Here is a 14,295-nt window from a genome sequence, read left to right as displayed (position 1 = left end):
CCCATTGATTGTCGTAGACTTAAATAAGCGGTCAAATAAATCGAATTAACCCTCATTCTTTATTCATAAAAGGAATATTACATGTTCATTGGTATAGATCTTGGAACATCAGGTGTAAAAGTCATTTTACTCGATGTAGATGGTGTTATTTTAGATACAAAATCAGTCGCTATTTCAGTTTTACGTCCCTTTCCTTTGTGGTCAGAACAAGATCCAGAATCTTGGTGGACGGCAACAGACCAAGCAATGAAAGCGCTAGGGCAAGATAATGATTTATCAAAGGTGCAAAGTATGGGGATTGCCGGACAAATGCACGGTGCAACATTATTAGACAAAGATTCAAACATCCTAAGACCTGCTATTTTATGGAATGATGGACGCTCTGAAAAAGAATGTATTGAACTCGAACAACTGGTGCCCAACAGTCGCGACATTACAGGCAATATTATGATGCCAGGTTTCACGGCTCCAAAACTAAAATGGGTTAAAAAGCATGAACCAGACTGTTTTTTAAAGATTGCTAAAGTATTATTACCTAAAGATTACTTAAACTTCCGATTAACCGGTGATTTTGTCTCTGACATGTCAGACGCTGCCGGTACCATGTGGTTAAATGTAGGTAAAAGAGATTGGGATGATCAATTGCTTGCGGCAACAGGGCTATCTCGTGACAACATGCCCACCTTATTTGAAGGAAACCAAGTGACCGGTCATTTGTCAGCAGCGATTGCTCAGCGATGGGGAATGGGCAACGTTCCTGTTGTAGCTGGTGCAGGCGATAATGCAGCAGGTGCAATAGGTGTTGGTATCATCAAACCTGGACAAGCTATGTTGTCATTAGGAACTTCTGGCGTTTATTTCGCTGTTACAAATGGTTTTACACCCAACCCAGAGTCTGCATTACATAGTTTTTGTCATGCATTGCCTTCTACTTGGCACTCTATGTCAGTTATTTTAAGTGCGGCATCTTGCTTAAACTGGGTTGCTGAATTAACAGGAGCAGCCGATGTTGCAAGCCTATTAACAGAAGTCGAAAACTCCGCAAATCCAACATCAGAAGTGATATTTTTACCTTATTTATCCGGTGAGCGGACGCCACATAATAATGCGAATGCTAAAGGTGTGTTCTTTGGCATGACACATGAAACTAAAAGAGCGGAGTTAGGTAAAGCAGTGCTAGAGGGCGTTGCTTTTGCTTTAGCAGACGGTCTTGATGCTTTACATGCCACAGGTGTTGATCCTGAGGAAATATCACTTATCGGCGGTGGCGCTCAAAGTGCTTATTGGCGTCAAATGTTAGCTGATATATTTAATAGAAAATTAGCTTATCGTTCTGGTGGAGAAGTGGGTCCCGCTTTAGGTGCTGCACGCCTTGCTCATTTAGGGGTAACAAAAGATAAAACAGTATCAGAAATATGTCCTGTACCATCATTAGTTCAAATGCACTTACCTGATAGTAACAAACACCTCGCCTATGGCGGTAAACGTGAAAAATTTCAAAAGCTGTATGTGCAATTAAAAGATCTTTTTTAAATTAGAATAACCATAAACCAATACCCACCTTATCAACAATGCCAGTAATAGCTTACTGGTATTGTTGCATCTGAATGTTCCTTTTTAATCCCCGTATTTGTAGTTCTTTGTAGTGAATTGTCGCGCAGTACAATAAATACGAGCCAATACCAACAATCTCTCAAGTGATGACACTGGTTAGTTTCACAATAGCTTATTCTACATCTCCAGAATAGGGTCACGGCTGAACTAAATTTTTTTAACATCTTGAGTAATACATTTATGATTTGAATCTAAGCAATGATTTGAGTGGCATAATTATGGTATTAATAGTCTAGGATCAGCTGCCCTTTGAATGTTATTTTCGCTGAATTAATGACTGTTTAGGGAAGGTTAAGCTCATCTTTTTTTCATTGTAACATATTGATTAAAAATCTATATTCGCATAATAAGTCAAAATTTATTAGGGAGAATTCATTCTAAACAGCAAAGATCCACAACAACTAAACATTTCAAGCCTTATTAATCACTGTACTTAAATACTTTAGTTAAATCTTGTAGTTAGACACTGCAATTAATCACTATAGTTAATCATTGCGCTCCAATAAATGATTGATACAAAAAAGCCCAAAGTGATTACTACCTTGGGCTTGAAAAAAAATAGTGCTTTGGTTAAATCCTAACCTCTATGCTTACTTGCACTATCCATCCAAACAGCTAATAACAATACCCCACCTTTTACTATGTATTGCCAAAAAGTAGGGACATCCATCATACTCATCCCATTATCCAGCGATGCCATGATAAAGGCGCCAATCACCGCACCGATAACAGTACCTACGCCACCAGCCATACTTGCACCACCAATAACACAAGCAGCAATTGCATCTAGCTCAGCTATATTACCTGCAGATGGAGAACCAGCACCTAAACGAGAACTCAGAATCAAAGCAGATATCGCCACTAAAAACCCATTCATTGCATAAACAGATAATTTAGTTTTTTCTACATTAATACCGGATAAACGACTCGCCTCAATATTGCCACCAATCGCATAGATTCTGCGTCCAAACCGAGATTTAGCCGCGATAAAAGTACCCACCAAAGCAAAAAATATAAGTAATAAAACTGGTGTAGGCACACCACGATAATCATTAAGTAAAACAATTGCGACTAATACTGCCACTGCAATTAAGGTGTTTTTTGTTAATGCGCTTTGAGTGCTAGGTACAGATAATTGATATTTTTTGCGTAAACCATTACGTTTTTTCTGCCATCCAAAATATCCAGCTAAACAACCTACACCGATCATTAAACTGACCATATCTGGTAAGTAACTCTGACCAATTACACTCATATCATCCGATATAGGCGCAACGGTTGTACCGTCTGTGATGCCAATCAAAATACCACGAAACGCTAAGTAACCTGCTAGTGTAACAATGAAGGAAGGTACTTTTCTGTACGCAACCCACCAGCCATTCCACGCGCCTAATACAACACCAGCAAATAACGTAATAATAATAGTTAGTGGCAATGGCAAACCAAACCATACATCTAAAATGGCGGCAATCCCTCCTAATAACCCCATGAGAGAACCAACAGATAAATCAATCTCACCACTAATAATAATAAAGACCATTCCAATCGCTAAGATACCTGTAATTGCAGTTTGTCTTAACAGGTTAGAGATATTTCTTGGCGTTAAATAACTCCACTCAGTCATAATACTAAAAAATAGCATAATAAAGACAATCGCTGCGGCCATCACAACTAGCTGTATATTTACATTTTTAAACCTATCTTTAATACTTACACCTGCAGTGTTTTTAGTGTCATTTGCTTGCTTTATCATGCTACAACTCCTTCGGATAACGCACAATTCATGATTATTTCTTGGGATAAGTTCTCATTGACTAAGTTCCCTTTAATGATGCCTTCATGCATCACTAAAACACGGTCACTGATACCAAGTACTTCTGGCAGTTCTGATGAAACCATAATGATACTCAAACCGGTTTTTACTAGTTCAAACATGAGTTTATAAATTTCATATTTGGCGCCCACGTCGATACCACGTGTTGGTTCATCTAATATTAAAATACTTGGGGTAACCATTAAAAATCTAGCCAAAATGGCTTTTTGTTGGTTACCACCGGATAAACTACTAATCGGTATTTCTGTATTGGGTGTTTTTACCGTTAGTCTTTTTGCGCTATCTGCAACCTTATTTGCTTCCAACGTATCATTTACTATTCCTGCTGATGTAAACTGATCAAGAGCAGCAAGTGACATATTTTTACCAACAGACATAATAGGTACAATACCGTTGCGTTTGCGATCTTCCGGTACCATTGCAATGCCAGCAACTAAAGCATCTCGACTACTTGCTGTTTTAATTTCTTGGCCATTTAAAAAATATTTCCCTTCGTGTTTACCTTGATAACAACCATACAAACATTCCATTAACTCTGTACGGCCGGCACCAACTAAACCTGAAACCCCGAGGATTTCTCCTTTACGTAGTTCAAAACTGGCATTTCTTACTTTTGGTATCGCTGAATTAGCTTTATCCCATGCATTAACATTTTTAACTTCGAGAATAACCTCTCCAATATCATGCTCTTCACGTGGGAATAGTTGCTTCATTTCTCGACCAACCATCATTGTCACAATATCGTCGGTTGTCATATCCGCCGCTTCCCGTGTACCAATAGGAACACCGTCTCGAATGACACATATTTTGTCTGAAATATTCTTCACTTCACTTAGCTTATGAGAGATATAAATACAGCTCACGCCAGAGTCTCGTAACTCGGTGACCAGATTTAATAAAATTTCTGTTTCAGATTCAGTTAAAGGAGCAGTAGGCTCGTCTAACACTAATAATTTGGCATTTTTAGACAATGCCTTTGCTATTTCTACTAATTGTTGTTGACCAACACCTAAGTCACCCACTTTGGTTTCTGGGGAAACAGAGAGTCTTACTTTTTTAAGTAATATTTCGGCTTCATAATGCATTAACTCAAAATCCATAATGCCAAATTTACATAATTCAGAGCCAAGAAATAGGTTTTCAAGAATACTTAATTCTTTAACTAAAGTGAGTTCCTGATGAATAATGCCAATACCTAATTGTTCAGTGTCAGAGATATTTCTAGGTTCTAATTTTTTACCTTTATAAATAATTTCACCTTCATATGAGCCATGAGGGTAAATACCACAAAGTACTTTCATTAATGTAGACTTGCCAGAACCATTCTCTCCGCATAAAGATAAAACTTCGCCTTTATTTAAGCTGATACTGACGCCATCTAACGCTTTAACAGGACCAAAACATTTAACGATATTGTTCATTTCCAATAATGGATGCATAAAAATCACTCCTTATAAGTAGCGCTAAACTGATGCTTAGCGCTGACAAATTCTTATTGGTAAACGTCTTTTTCAGAATGGAAGCCATCTGCAACGATAGTTTCTTTAATGTTTTTAGCATCAACCGCAATTGGACTTAATAACCATGAAGGGACATCTTTCATGCCATTATTTAACTCTGCATTTTTTTCAGGTTCTTTCCCGTTACCTAAAACAACAGCAATCTCAGCCGCATGTGTTGCTAATGCTACGATAGGTTTATAAACAGTCATCGTCTGTGTACCAGCGATAATACGACGTATAGCAGCTAGATCGGCATCTTGACCTGAAATTGCAACTTTGCCTGCAAGACCTTGTGCTTCAAGTGCTTGAATTGCACCGCCTGCTGTTGCGTCGTTTGATGCAACCACTACATCGATGTTGTTGTTGTTCGCAGTTAATGCATTTTCCATTATTTTTAATGCGTTTTCTGCTAACCAATAATTAACCCATTGATCACCAACAACTTCGATATCACCAGCATCGATTTTAGGTTGAAGAATGTTCATTTGTCCTTTACGGAACAGTTTCGCATTACTATCGGTTGGCGCGCCACCCATTAAGAAATAACGACCTGAAGGTTTCGCTGCAACCATCGCTGTTGCTTGCATTTCACCTACAATTTCATTATCAAATGACAAGTAAAAATCGATATCCGCATTGCTAATCAAGCGATCATAAGCAAGTACTTTGATCCCATCAATTTTAGCTTCTTTGATTACGTTAGAAAGCACCTCACCGTTTGTAGGAATAATCACTAGTACATCAACGCCTCGTGAAATCATATTTTCGATTTGAGATATTTGAGTTTGTTCGTTTCCGTTAGCAGATTGAACATAAACTTTAGCGCCTTGTTTTTCTGCAGCTGCAACAAAGATATCTCTATCTTTCTGCCAACGTTCCAATCTAAGGTCATCAATTACCATCCCTATTTTTAAAGATTTAGCAAAAATAGGAGTGCTAATTGTCATCAAAACTACGCATAGTAGGGTTATGAATTTTTTCATTATAATGTCCTTTAATAATGTAATTTTTTGTTAAGGTGTATACCCGTTACCAATCAAGATGCAAAGTTCAGCAGGTTGTGAGGTGAGTAGCTTCTAGGCAGAAAGTTGAAGATCTAACTAGTTCAATCAATACTTTCTAACAACGAAGATACTTGCCTCACAACTTGCCCTACGGGTCGTTAGTTCGAAAAGCAATTCAGCGTTGCAACATTCGATAAGGACTAGCCATTGTCATCATGTTGCGTCTTGCCTTGCTGTCCGAACTAACGACTGAATAAAGCATCTCGATTAGTAACGGGTATATTCACATTCAGTGAATGGTTAGACATTAACGTTAGAATTAAAGGAAATCTTTTCAGTAATTTCATAATCTCTTTGTCATTTTTTGTTTTTTCAATTAACTGTGATCGTAAGCATGCAAGGCATTTTTCAATCAATTAAAGCGCTGAGAGACACATCACAAAGTTAATGCTTTCGCCTCTAAACTAATATTAATTGATAAGAAAGCTGAGTATATGAAACAGAATGATGTCAACGCAGAGCAAAAAAATAAACGAGAAAGAAGTTTTAAAAGAAGGCTCAAAAAGTAAAGCTTTAGGCGTTACTTTTTAATAATAGATAAGTCGAAAGTATTATTTTTCGCTATAGGATGCAGTACTACTTCGTACTAACAGTTGTGTTGGTAATATTGTATCTTGGGCTGCTTTCTCATCAAATAGCACATGCAATAGGGTTTGCATTGCTGTTTTTCCTATTTGCAACTGTGGTTGCTGTATCGTCGTTAATTGAGGCGTTGTATATTGGGCAAAAGGCAGATCATCAAAACCGATAATCGACAGTTTTTCCGGTACGTTCAATCCGACTTCAAAAGCAGCACGCATTGCGCCCAATGCCATCATGTCATTAAAACAAAATAAAGCGGTCATTTTATATTGTTTATATAAACGATGAAATGCGCTGTAACCCGAGTGAAAACTAAAATCCCCACTATCAATGGCTAATTCGTCGAGTTCAAGTGAAGCATTTTCTAAACTTTGTCGGTAGCCATTTTTACGGGCAACACAAATCGGATTGTCCATTGGCCCTGTTATGCAAGCAATGCGTTTATGCCCAATATCCAATAAATAATCTATTGCATTTTTTGATGCAGTGTAATTGTCTACTCTAACGGTGGGGACCGGAAAATTATCAAAATATTCACAGGCCATAACAATAGGAATGTTAATCCCTTCTTTTACTTCTTCAGGTAGTTCAGACGTTAACGAAATAATGCCATCAGCTTGTTTGGTTTTAACTAAATCGATATACGCATTTGCTTGCTCTACGGCATGCACTGAATCCCCAAGTAATACTTTATAGTCATTCTTTTTGGCAATAATTTGAATGCCTCGAACAATGTCAGCAAAAAACTGGTTAGCAATATCAGGCAGGATCACGATCACTGTTTTAGATTCACAACGCCTTAAATTTCTAGCACTAACATTGGGTGAGAATCCACATTCAAGCATTGCTGATTGTACTTTTTTTCTTGTTTTTTCTGATACTTTTTCAGGATGTGTCATCGCACGGGAAACCGTTGCGGTTGATACTCCAGCAAGTTTAGCGACATCTTTTACATTTGCCATAAAAGCCCTTAGGTAGAATTTTTTAAAGGTACAAAAAACAAAAAACATTCTTTTGTTACATTAATTGTAACGGACAAATATTACCTCAAAAACTATCACAAAGCTAAAACCAAAAAACAATAAAAATAAACCACTGATAAATAATATGTTTTTTAAATAAACCGATTCAACCTCAAATTTTACAGACTGTTTTTTGTACAAGCAATATAGTTTTCGTTACATTAATTCAACAAAAAATGTAATCGATTACATTAATAACAAGGAGTGACAACATGAAAACAATCCAAGGCCCAGCTTTGTTTTTAGCGCAATTTGTATCAGACCAAGCCCCTTTTAATAACCTAGAAAACATTGCGACTTGGGCAAGTGGTATTGGTTATAAGGGTTTACAAATACCCACTTGGGATAAACGCTTATTTGACCTTGAAAGAGCTGCAAATGATCTTGCTTACTGCCAACAAATACAAGATTTATTAGCTGGGCTTGAACTTCAAATAACTGAATTATCGACCCATGTTCAAGGTCAATTGGTTGCTGTACATCCAGCTTACGATGAAATTTTTGATAGCTTTGCACCGACCCAGTTTCATGGCGATCCGGTTGCTCGTCAAAAATGGGCGGTGGAGCAATTAATGCTTGCTGCAAAAGCCTCTAAAAACTTGGGATTAACAGCACATGCCACTTTTTCAGGATCATTGCTATGGCCTTATATATACCCCTGGCCACAACGCCCAGAAGGGTTAATTGAAACTGGCTTTAAAGCGCTAGGAGAACGCTGGTTACCTATTTTAGATGCGTTTGATCAAGCTGGTGTTGACCTTTGTTACGAAATACACCCGGGTGAAGACCTACATGACGGTATCAGTTTCGAGATGTTCTTAAATGTTGTTGATCAACATCCTCGCGCTAGTATTTTGTATGACCCAAGCCATTTTGTACTGCAACAACTTGATTACCTTTCCTTTATTGATAAATACCACGAACGAATTCGTATGTTCCATGTAAAAGATGCTGAGTTTAACCCTACAGCACAACAGGGAGTTTACGGTGGTTTCCAAAGTTGGGTTGAACGTGCTGGACGTTTTCGCTCTTTAGGAGATGGGCAAGTTGATTTCTCAGCCATTTTTTCAAAGTTAGCGCAATATAACTTCTCAGGATGGGCAGTTGTTGAATGGGAGTGTTGCTTAAAACATCCAGAGGTAGGTGCACAGCAAGGCGTTGAGTTTGTGAAAAGTAAAATGATCACTGTTACCGATAAAGCTTTTGATGACTTTGCAGGTAGTGAGCCTGATACAGAAATGAATTCACGCATTCTTGGTTTAACGCAATAAAGAAGAGGTCAACATGAAACGCTTAAAATTAGGTATGGTCGGTGGCGGCACAGGTGCATTTATTGGTGCAGTGCATCGTATTGCAGCAAGAATAGATGATCGCTTTGAATTAGTTGCTGGTGCATTAAGTTCAAATCCAGAAACGGCCAAACAATCAGCCAAAGAATTAAATATTAAAGAAGACAGAGCTTACACGTCATACACACAGATGGTCGAGCAAGAAAGCCAAAGAGAAGATGGTATCAATGCAGTCGCCATCGTGACTCCCAATTTTTTGCACTACCCTATCGCAAAAAGTTTTTTAGCCGCAGGCATAAATGTCATTTGTGATAAACCAATGACCTGCACATTAGAAGAAGCACTGAGTTTACACGAAATTGCACAACAAAGTGGCTGCATATTTGTATTAACTCATAACTACAGTGCTTACCCATTGGTGCGTCAAGCTAAACAGTTAGTGACTGATGGAGCGCTTGGTCCGTTACGCTTAGTACAGGTTGAATACGTCCAAGACTGGTTATCAACAGCGACTGAATTAGAAGGAAATAAACAAGCAGAGTGGAGAAGCGACCCTAAACGTAATGGCCCTGGTGGTTGTTTAGGCGATATTGCGACCCATGCTTTTAATTTAGCCTCCTTTATTAGTGGTTTAAAACTGAATCAAGTAAGCGCGGATTTAAATACCTTTGTTGAGGGTAGAAAACTAGACGATAACGTAAATGCAATGCTGCGTTTTGAAAAAAATGTAAAAGGTATGTTGTGGTCTTCACAGGTTGCACCTGGTAATGAAAATGGACTCAGAATTCGTATTTATGGCGAAAAAGCTGGCATTGAATGGGCACAGGAAAATCCAAACCAATTGTTATTTAGCCCACTTGGCGGTGCTAAACAAATAATTACCAGAGCAGGAGCCGCCTATACTGGTGCTCCTCATTTAGTACGTACGCCAGGTGGCCATCCAGAAGGTTATCTTGAGGGTTTTGCTAATATTTATTATGAAGCTGCAGACCTCATTCTCGCTCAGCTTGCTGGTGAAAATACCATGCAATTACAACAAGCGAGTTTACTGCCTGGTACTCAGGAAGGTGTGGAAGGTTTGCGTTTCATTGAAGCGGTTATTACATCATCTGAGCAAGATGGCAAATGGATTGCAATGGAGCCAGTAAATGAATAAAACGCTGAATGAACCCATCTTACGCCTAGAAAATATCCGTAAGTCATTTTCAGGAGTACAAGTTTTACATGGTATAGACGTGACAATTAATAGTGGCGAAGTATTGGGTATTCTTGGTGAAAATGGTGCGGGTAAATCAACGTTACTTAAAGTGATTAGTGGTTTACATCAAGCTACATCGGGTAGCGTGTACCTTGATCAAAAACAGATACATATTAAAAATCCTGCTGTTGCTAAAAAATATGGGATTGCGATGATCCCACAAGAATTTAACCTTGTTTCCACTCTCAATGTTTTTGAAAATGTATTTCTTGGACAAGAACTGAAACAAGGCCGTTTTCTTGATAAAAATAAAATGCGCGAACGTACCCAAGCATTACTTAATCAACTTGAAACCCATTTAGATCCCGACGCTTTAATTGAGACATTAAGTGTTGCTGAGAAGCAGATGGTTGAAATAGCTAAAGCCTTGGTACACGACGTGCGTATTTTGATCATGGATGAACCAACCACTGTATTAACCAACCAAGAGGTGGCGGTATTATTTAGGCTAATTGACAAGCTTAAAGCGCAAGGTGTCACCATTGTATTTATTTCTCATAAGCTAAAAGAAGTGAAATTGTTGTGCGACCGATTAATGATTTTACGAGATGGGCATTTAGTTTCAATTGAGCCGGTAGCAGGCCTAAATGAGCAAGAAATGGCCTCTAAAATGGTTGGGCGAGAGCTTAATCAAATTTTTCCTGAGCATTCACAAGCCAGCACCGAAATAGCGTTGCAAGTTGAACAACTTAGTATTAACAACCTACTTCATAATATTGAATTTAAAGTACATCGTGGTGAAATTTTAGGTTTTGCAGGTTTGATTGGAAGTGGTCGAACTGAAATGGCGGAAGCGATTATGGGCTTGCGTAAAAAAAATAGTGGTAAGGTAAAAATATTTAACCAAGATGTCACCATTCATGCCGCTAAAGACGCTGTAAAACATGGACTTGCTTACCTCAGCGAAGATAGACAAGGCAGTGGTTTAATTATGAATTTTAACCTGCCAGAAAATATTAGTTTGATTTCTTTGAAAAAATATATCAAAGGATTTATTCAACATAAAAAAACCACAGAGTCTGCCGCTCGATATAGTGAACAGTTTGCCATTAAGGCCCCTTCTTTAGATAGCGAATTACAATATTTAAGCGGTGGCAATCAGCAAAAAGTTTACCTCGCAAAATGGATGGATACAGATCCTGAAATTTTGATTTTAGATGAGCCCACTCGTGGGGTAGACATTAATACCAAAAAAGACATTTATCATTTTATCCACTCCTTAACCGAACAAGGCAAAGCCGTAATTATCATTTCATCTGAGATGGAGGAATTGATCGGTCTGTCACATCGTATTTTAGTCATTCGAGAAGGAAAAATTGCCGGAGAGTTAGTAGGCAAAGAGATTGAAGAGCAAAAAATAATGTTTTTAGCCGCGGGCGTTAATGACAAAACACCTCGAATGGAACCAATATTATGAGCGAAACAACTGAATTAGGAAAAAATAAAATGACCAATAAAATTGTAAGTGAAACAGCAATACAACCATCTGCTTTATCTAGGTGGATAAAGTCAATTAGTTTAACCAGTATGGCTCCTCTAATTGCACTGATTGTTTTATTGATTCTCAGCGCAATGGTGAGTGATCATTTTTTAATTCCGCGGAACTTAACCAATGTGTTAAGACAAGTATCCTATACAGGCATCATTGCGTTGGGTATGACCTTTTTGATCATTGCCGGAGGAATTGACCTCTCTGTTGGCTCAATGTTGGCATTAGTTGGGGTGCTAGTGATTATGATCCTAAACCATCTTGGCGATGGGTGGATGGCAGTGATGATTGCAATTAGTGCTGCAATGGCATTAGGTGCATTTTTTGGTGCAATTAATGGTTGGTTAACTACAAAAGGAAAAATAACCGCCTTTGTAGCCACGTTAGCAACCATGTCTATTTTCCGTTCTTTTACATTATACATCAGTGATGCCGGAGAAATGGTATCGCGAAACAATCTCTATTCAGACGTTGGAACAGGATATTTTCTTGGTTTACCCGTGCCAGTATGGGTATTCCTCATTCTAGCAATTATTGGCCATATATTACTTCGTCATACCGCCTATGGACGACACCTTTGTGCCGTCGGTTCTAATCCAAAAGTGGCCAGTTATTCTGCCATTAATGTATCAAAAGTCTATTTTTTAAGTTTTATTATTTTAGGTTTTACCGTTGGTATATCTGCAGTGATGTTGTCATCTCGCCTCAACTCTATCAGCCCCGGTGATGCGGGCCTATTTTACGAGTTAGATGCGATTGCTGCGGTCGTTATCGGTGGTACAGCACTATCCGGCGGAAAAGGCACTATTTGGGGTACGGTTATCGGCGCGATTATTTTAGGGATAATCAATAACATGCTTAACCTTTCGGGTGTTTCCCCCTACTTACAAGGTGCGGTAAAAGGCTTTGTGATCTTAATAGCCGTTTTGATGCAATACAAACGAGCACAATAAATTTACATTTTAAAACACTGTTTTTTTAATAGTTCGCTTTTAAGAAATCTTTTTTAAAAGCAATTAAAAAAGCAACATACTACAAACCAAGGAGAGCTAACAATGAACTTATTTAAAAAAATGGGCAAATTAGCATTAGGTGCCATTCTATTAACCACTTTTGCCAGTCAATCAGCAATTGCAGCTAAATATAAGGTAGGTGTTTCTGTTCCATCAGCAGATCATGGATGGACGGCAGGACTACTATGGTGGGCAAATAAAGCGGTTGCAGACTTTAAAAAGTCAGATGATGATGTCGAATTCTATGTCGTTGCGGCAAGCTCTGGTTCAAAACAAGTGGGTGATGTTGAAGATTTAATGATCCGCGGTATTGATGCTTTAGTTATATTGCCGCATAACCCTGCAACATTACAAACAGTCATTAATGAAGCTTATGACAGTGATATCTATACTGTGGTAGTTGACCGAGAACTAGAAACACCGAGCCAAAATGTATTTATTGCAGGTGATAATGCAGGCCTAGGCACAGTGAGTGGTAAATGGTTAGCTAAAGAGTTAAAAGAAAAAGGTAACATTGTGGTGATTGAAGGTATGCCTATTCCGATTAACAAGCAACGTGTAGATGCATTCGATGCAGAAATTGCTAAGCACAAAGGTATTAAAATACTTGATAGCCAAACAGCTGATTGGTCAACTCAAAAAGCATTAGCAGTAATGGAAAATTTTCTACAAAAACATCCTAAAATTGATGCAGTATGGTGTCAAGATGACGATATGTTAAAAGGTGTATTACAAGCTATTAAAGAATCTGGTCGTACTGATATCAAAACAGTATTAGGTGGCGCTGGTTCAAAAGATATCTACAAAATGATTAAAGACAATAACCCTGTTGTTCGTGCATCAGTTACTTACCCTCCAAGCATGGTTGCTTCAGGTATTGCATTAGCGGTAGCTGGTTTGAAAAATGAAAAAGTAGGGAAAATGTATCATACGTCTCCATCTCGAGTGATCCTTGCAGCTGAACTCGTTGATAAACATAACGTAGAAGCATTTTATACGCCAGAGTCCGCTTATTAATCTACCCGATCTAAAAGTAAAATATACCGAGCTTAAGTAAAAATTATTTACTTAAGCTCTGATGCCCCCTTCTATTCAACTTGAATTGAAAGGGGCATTTTTGTATCAACAAATGTAAACATATACCCCTGATATATGCACTTTTGGGATAGCGAGTATTTATGACGTAACTAGGTTTTGACGTTGTTGAGTTTTGAAGTAACTAGATTTTAGCATAACTGGGTCTTGGCGTAGCTAGTTCTTGGCATAATTAAATTTTGGTTAAGCAAACTTGTATATCGCTAATCCAATGTAAGAAAAGCCCTAAAAGTTAAGCAATAGAAAACATGTATGACATAATAAAAATAGTCCCTGCTATGTTAAAATTTCTGCTGTATATAATAAATGGGCTTGGCTTCATGAAACAAAAAATTACGGGTTATCATAAGGACGATGAAGATCATTGGGTTGCACAGTTAGTCTGTGGCCATTTTCAACATGTAAGGCATAATCCTCCCTGGACGGTTCGATTATGGGTAACCACCACACAGGGCCGAAAATCGATGATCGGGCACCAATTAAATTGTGTCAAATGTGACAATGGCGCTGAAAAAGATCAACGTGAATAAACG

General features: G+C 38.2%; 11 protein-coding genes. 7 read left to right on the top strand and 4 right to left on the bottom strand.

Annotated elements, in window-relative coordinates:
* Window positions 1-81 precede the first annotated feature (81 nt).
* Entirely contained in the window at window positions 82-1,533 is a 1,452-nt protein-coding gene (xylB, locus tag H5084_RS14480) for a xylulokinase (protein ID WP_182691047.1), read from the top strand.
* Window positions 1,534-2,191: 658 nt separating this feature from the next.
* On the opposite strand, the gene H5084_RS14475 is transcribed toward xylB, so the two are convergent.
* From H5084_RS14475 to H5084_RS14460, 4 genes are all read right to left on the bottom strand, one after another.
* Entirely contained in the window at window positions 2,192-3,367 is a 1,176-nt protein-coding gene (locus tag H5084_RS14475) for a sugar ABC transporter permease (protein ID WP_182691045.1), read from the bottom strand.
* Complete coding sequence (locus tag H5084_RS14470; protein ID WP_166373060.1) at window positions 3,364-4,887, bottom strand: xylose ABC transporter ATP-binding protein; 1,524 nt, start codon at window positions 4,885-4,887, stop codon at window positions 3,364-3,366. The genes H5084_RS14475 and H5084_RS14470 overlap by 4 nt, the downstream gene beginning before the upstream one ends.
* Window positions 4,888-4,940: 53 nt before the next feature.
* Window positions 4,941-5,933: a D-xylose ABC transporter substrate-binding protein gene (gene xylF / locus H5084_RS14465; protein WP_182691043.1), complete on the bottom strand. Its 993-nt coding sequence runs from the start codon at window positions 5,931-5,933 to the stop codon at window positions 4,941-4,943.
* A gap of 632 nt (window positions 5,934-6,565) precedes the next feature.
* On the bottom strand, window positions 6,566-7,558 hold the full coding sequence (locus H5084_RS14460; protein ID WP_182691042.1) for a LacI family DNA-binding transcriptional regulator: 993 nt from the start codon (window positions 7,556-7,558) through the stop codon (window positions 6,566-6,568).
* A gap of 272 nt (window positions 7,559-7,830) precedes the next feature.
* Here H5084_RS14460 and H5084_RS14455 point away from each other — a divergent pair, with 272 nt between their 5' ends.
* The 6 genes from H5084_RS14455 to H5084_RS14430 all read left to right on the top strand — a co-directional run bounded on the left by H5084_RS14455 (window position 7,831) and on the right by H5084_RS14430 (window position 14,292).
* Window positions 7,831-8,889, top strand: coding sequence for a sugar phosphate isomerase/epimerase (locus H5084_RS14455; protein ID WP_182691040.1), 1,059 nt, complete (start codon window positions 7,831-7,833; stop codon window positions 8,887-8,889).
* A 13-nt stretch (window positions 8,890-8,902) separates the two neighbouring features.
* The gene (locus H5084_RS14450; protein WP_182691038.1) at window positions 8,903-10,063 is read left to right on the top strand and encodes a Gfo/Idh/MocA family protein; all 1,161 of its coding nucleotides are present in this window, start codon (window positions 8,903-8,905) and stop codon (window positions 10,061-10,063) included.
* Window positions 10,056-11,582 (top strand): sugar ABC transporter ATP-binding protein, encoded by a 1,527-nt coding sequence (locus H5084_RS14445; RefSeq protein ID WP_182691036.1) that lies wholly within the window; start codon window positions 10,056-10,058, stop codon window positions 11,580-11,582. Before H5084_RS14450 ends, H5084_RS14445 begins: the two co-directional genes overlap by 8 nt.
* Entirely contained in the window at window positions 11,579-12,607 is a 1,029-nt protein-coding gene (locus tag H5084_RS14440; RefSeq protein WP_259396820.1) for an ABC transporter permease, read from the top strand. The genes H5084_RS14445 and H5084_RS14440 overlap by 4 nt, the downstream gene beginning before the upstream one ends.
* Before the next feature lie 102 nt (window positions 12,608-12,709).
* The gene (locus H5084_RS14435; RefSeq protein ID WP_182691034.1) at window positions 12,710-13,684 is read left to right on the top strand and encodes a substrate-binding domain-containing protein; all 975 of its coding nucleotides are present in this window, start codon (window positions 12,710-12,712) and stop codon (window positions 13,682-13,684) included.
* A gap of 398 nt (window positions 13,685-14,082) precedes the next feature.
* Window positions 14,083-14,292: a DUF3565 domain-containing protein gene (locus H5084_RS14430; RefSeq protein WP_182691032.1), complete on the top strand. Its 210-nt coding sequence runs from the start codon at window positions 14,083-14,085 to the stop codon at window positions 14,290-14,292.
* Window positions 14,293-14,295 lie beyond the last annotated feature (3 nt).

This window comes from Psychromonas sp. SR45-3 (genome assembly GCF_014163575.1).
Lineage (GTDB): Bacteria > Pseudomonadota > Gammaproteobacteria > Enterobacterales > Psychromonadaceae > Psychromonas > Psychromonas arctica.
Note: the sequence above shows the minus strand (reverse complement) of the source record. Positions and strands in the feature narration are given on the sequence as shown.

Coding starts and splice junctions, on each gene's coding strand:
- H5084_RS14440 (WP_259396820.1), top strand. CDS start 11,579: ATGAGCGAAACAACTGAATTAGGAAAAAATAAAATGACCAATAAAATT.
- H5084_RS14475 (WP_182691045.1), bottom strand. CDS start 3,367: ATGATAAAGCAAGCAAATGACACTAAAAACACTGCAGGTGTAAGTATT.
- H5084_RS14435 (WP_182691034.1), top strand. CDS start 12,710: ATGAACTTATTTAAAAAAATGGGCAAATTAGCATTAGGTGCCATTCTA.
- H5084_RS14455 (WP_182691040.1), top strand. CDS start 7,831: ATGAAAACAATCCAAGGCCCAGCTTTGTTTTTAGCGCAATTTGTATCA.
- xylB (WP_182691047.1), top strand. CDS start 82: ATGTTCATTGGTATAGATCTTGGAACATCAGGTGTAAAAGTCATTTTA.
- H5084_RS14445 (WP_182691036.1), top strand. CDS start 10,056: ATGAATAAAACGCTGAATGAACCCATCTTACGCCTAGAAAATATCCGT.
- H5084_RS14470 (WP_166373060.1), bottom strand. CDS start 4,887: ATGCATCCATTATTGGAAATGAACAATATCGTTAAATGTTTTGGTCCT.
- xylF (WP_182691043.1), bottom strand. CDS start 5,933: ATGAAAAAATTCATAACCCTACTATGCGTAGTTTTGATGACAATTAGC.
- H5084_RS14450 (WP_182691038.1), top strand. CDS start 8,903: ATGAAACGCTTAAAATTAGGTATGGTCGGTGGCGGCACAGGTGCATTT.
- H5084_RS14430 (WP_182691032.1), top strand. CDS start 14,083: ATGAAACAAAAAATTACGGGTTATCATAAGGACGATGAAGATCATTGG.
- H5084_RS14460 (WP_182691042.1), bottom strand. CDS start 7,558: ATGGCAAATGTAAAAGATGTCGCTAAACTTGCTGGAGTATCAACCGCA.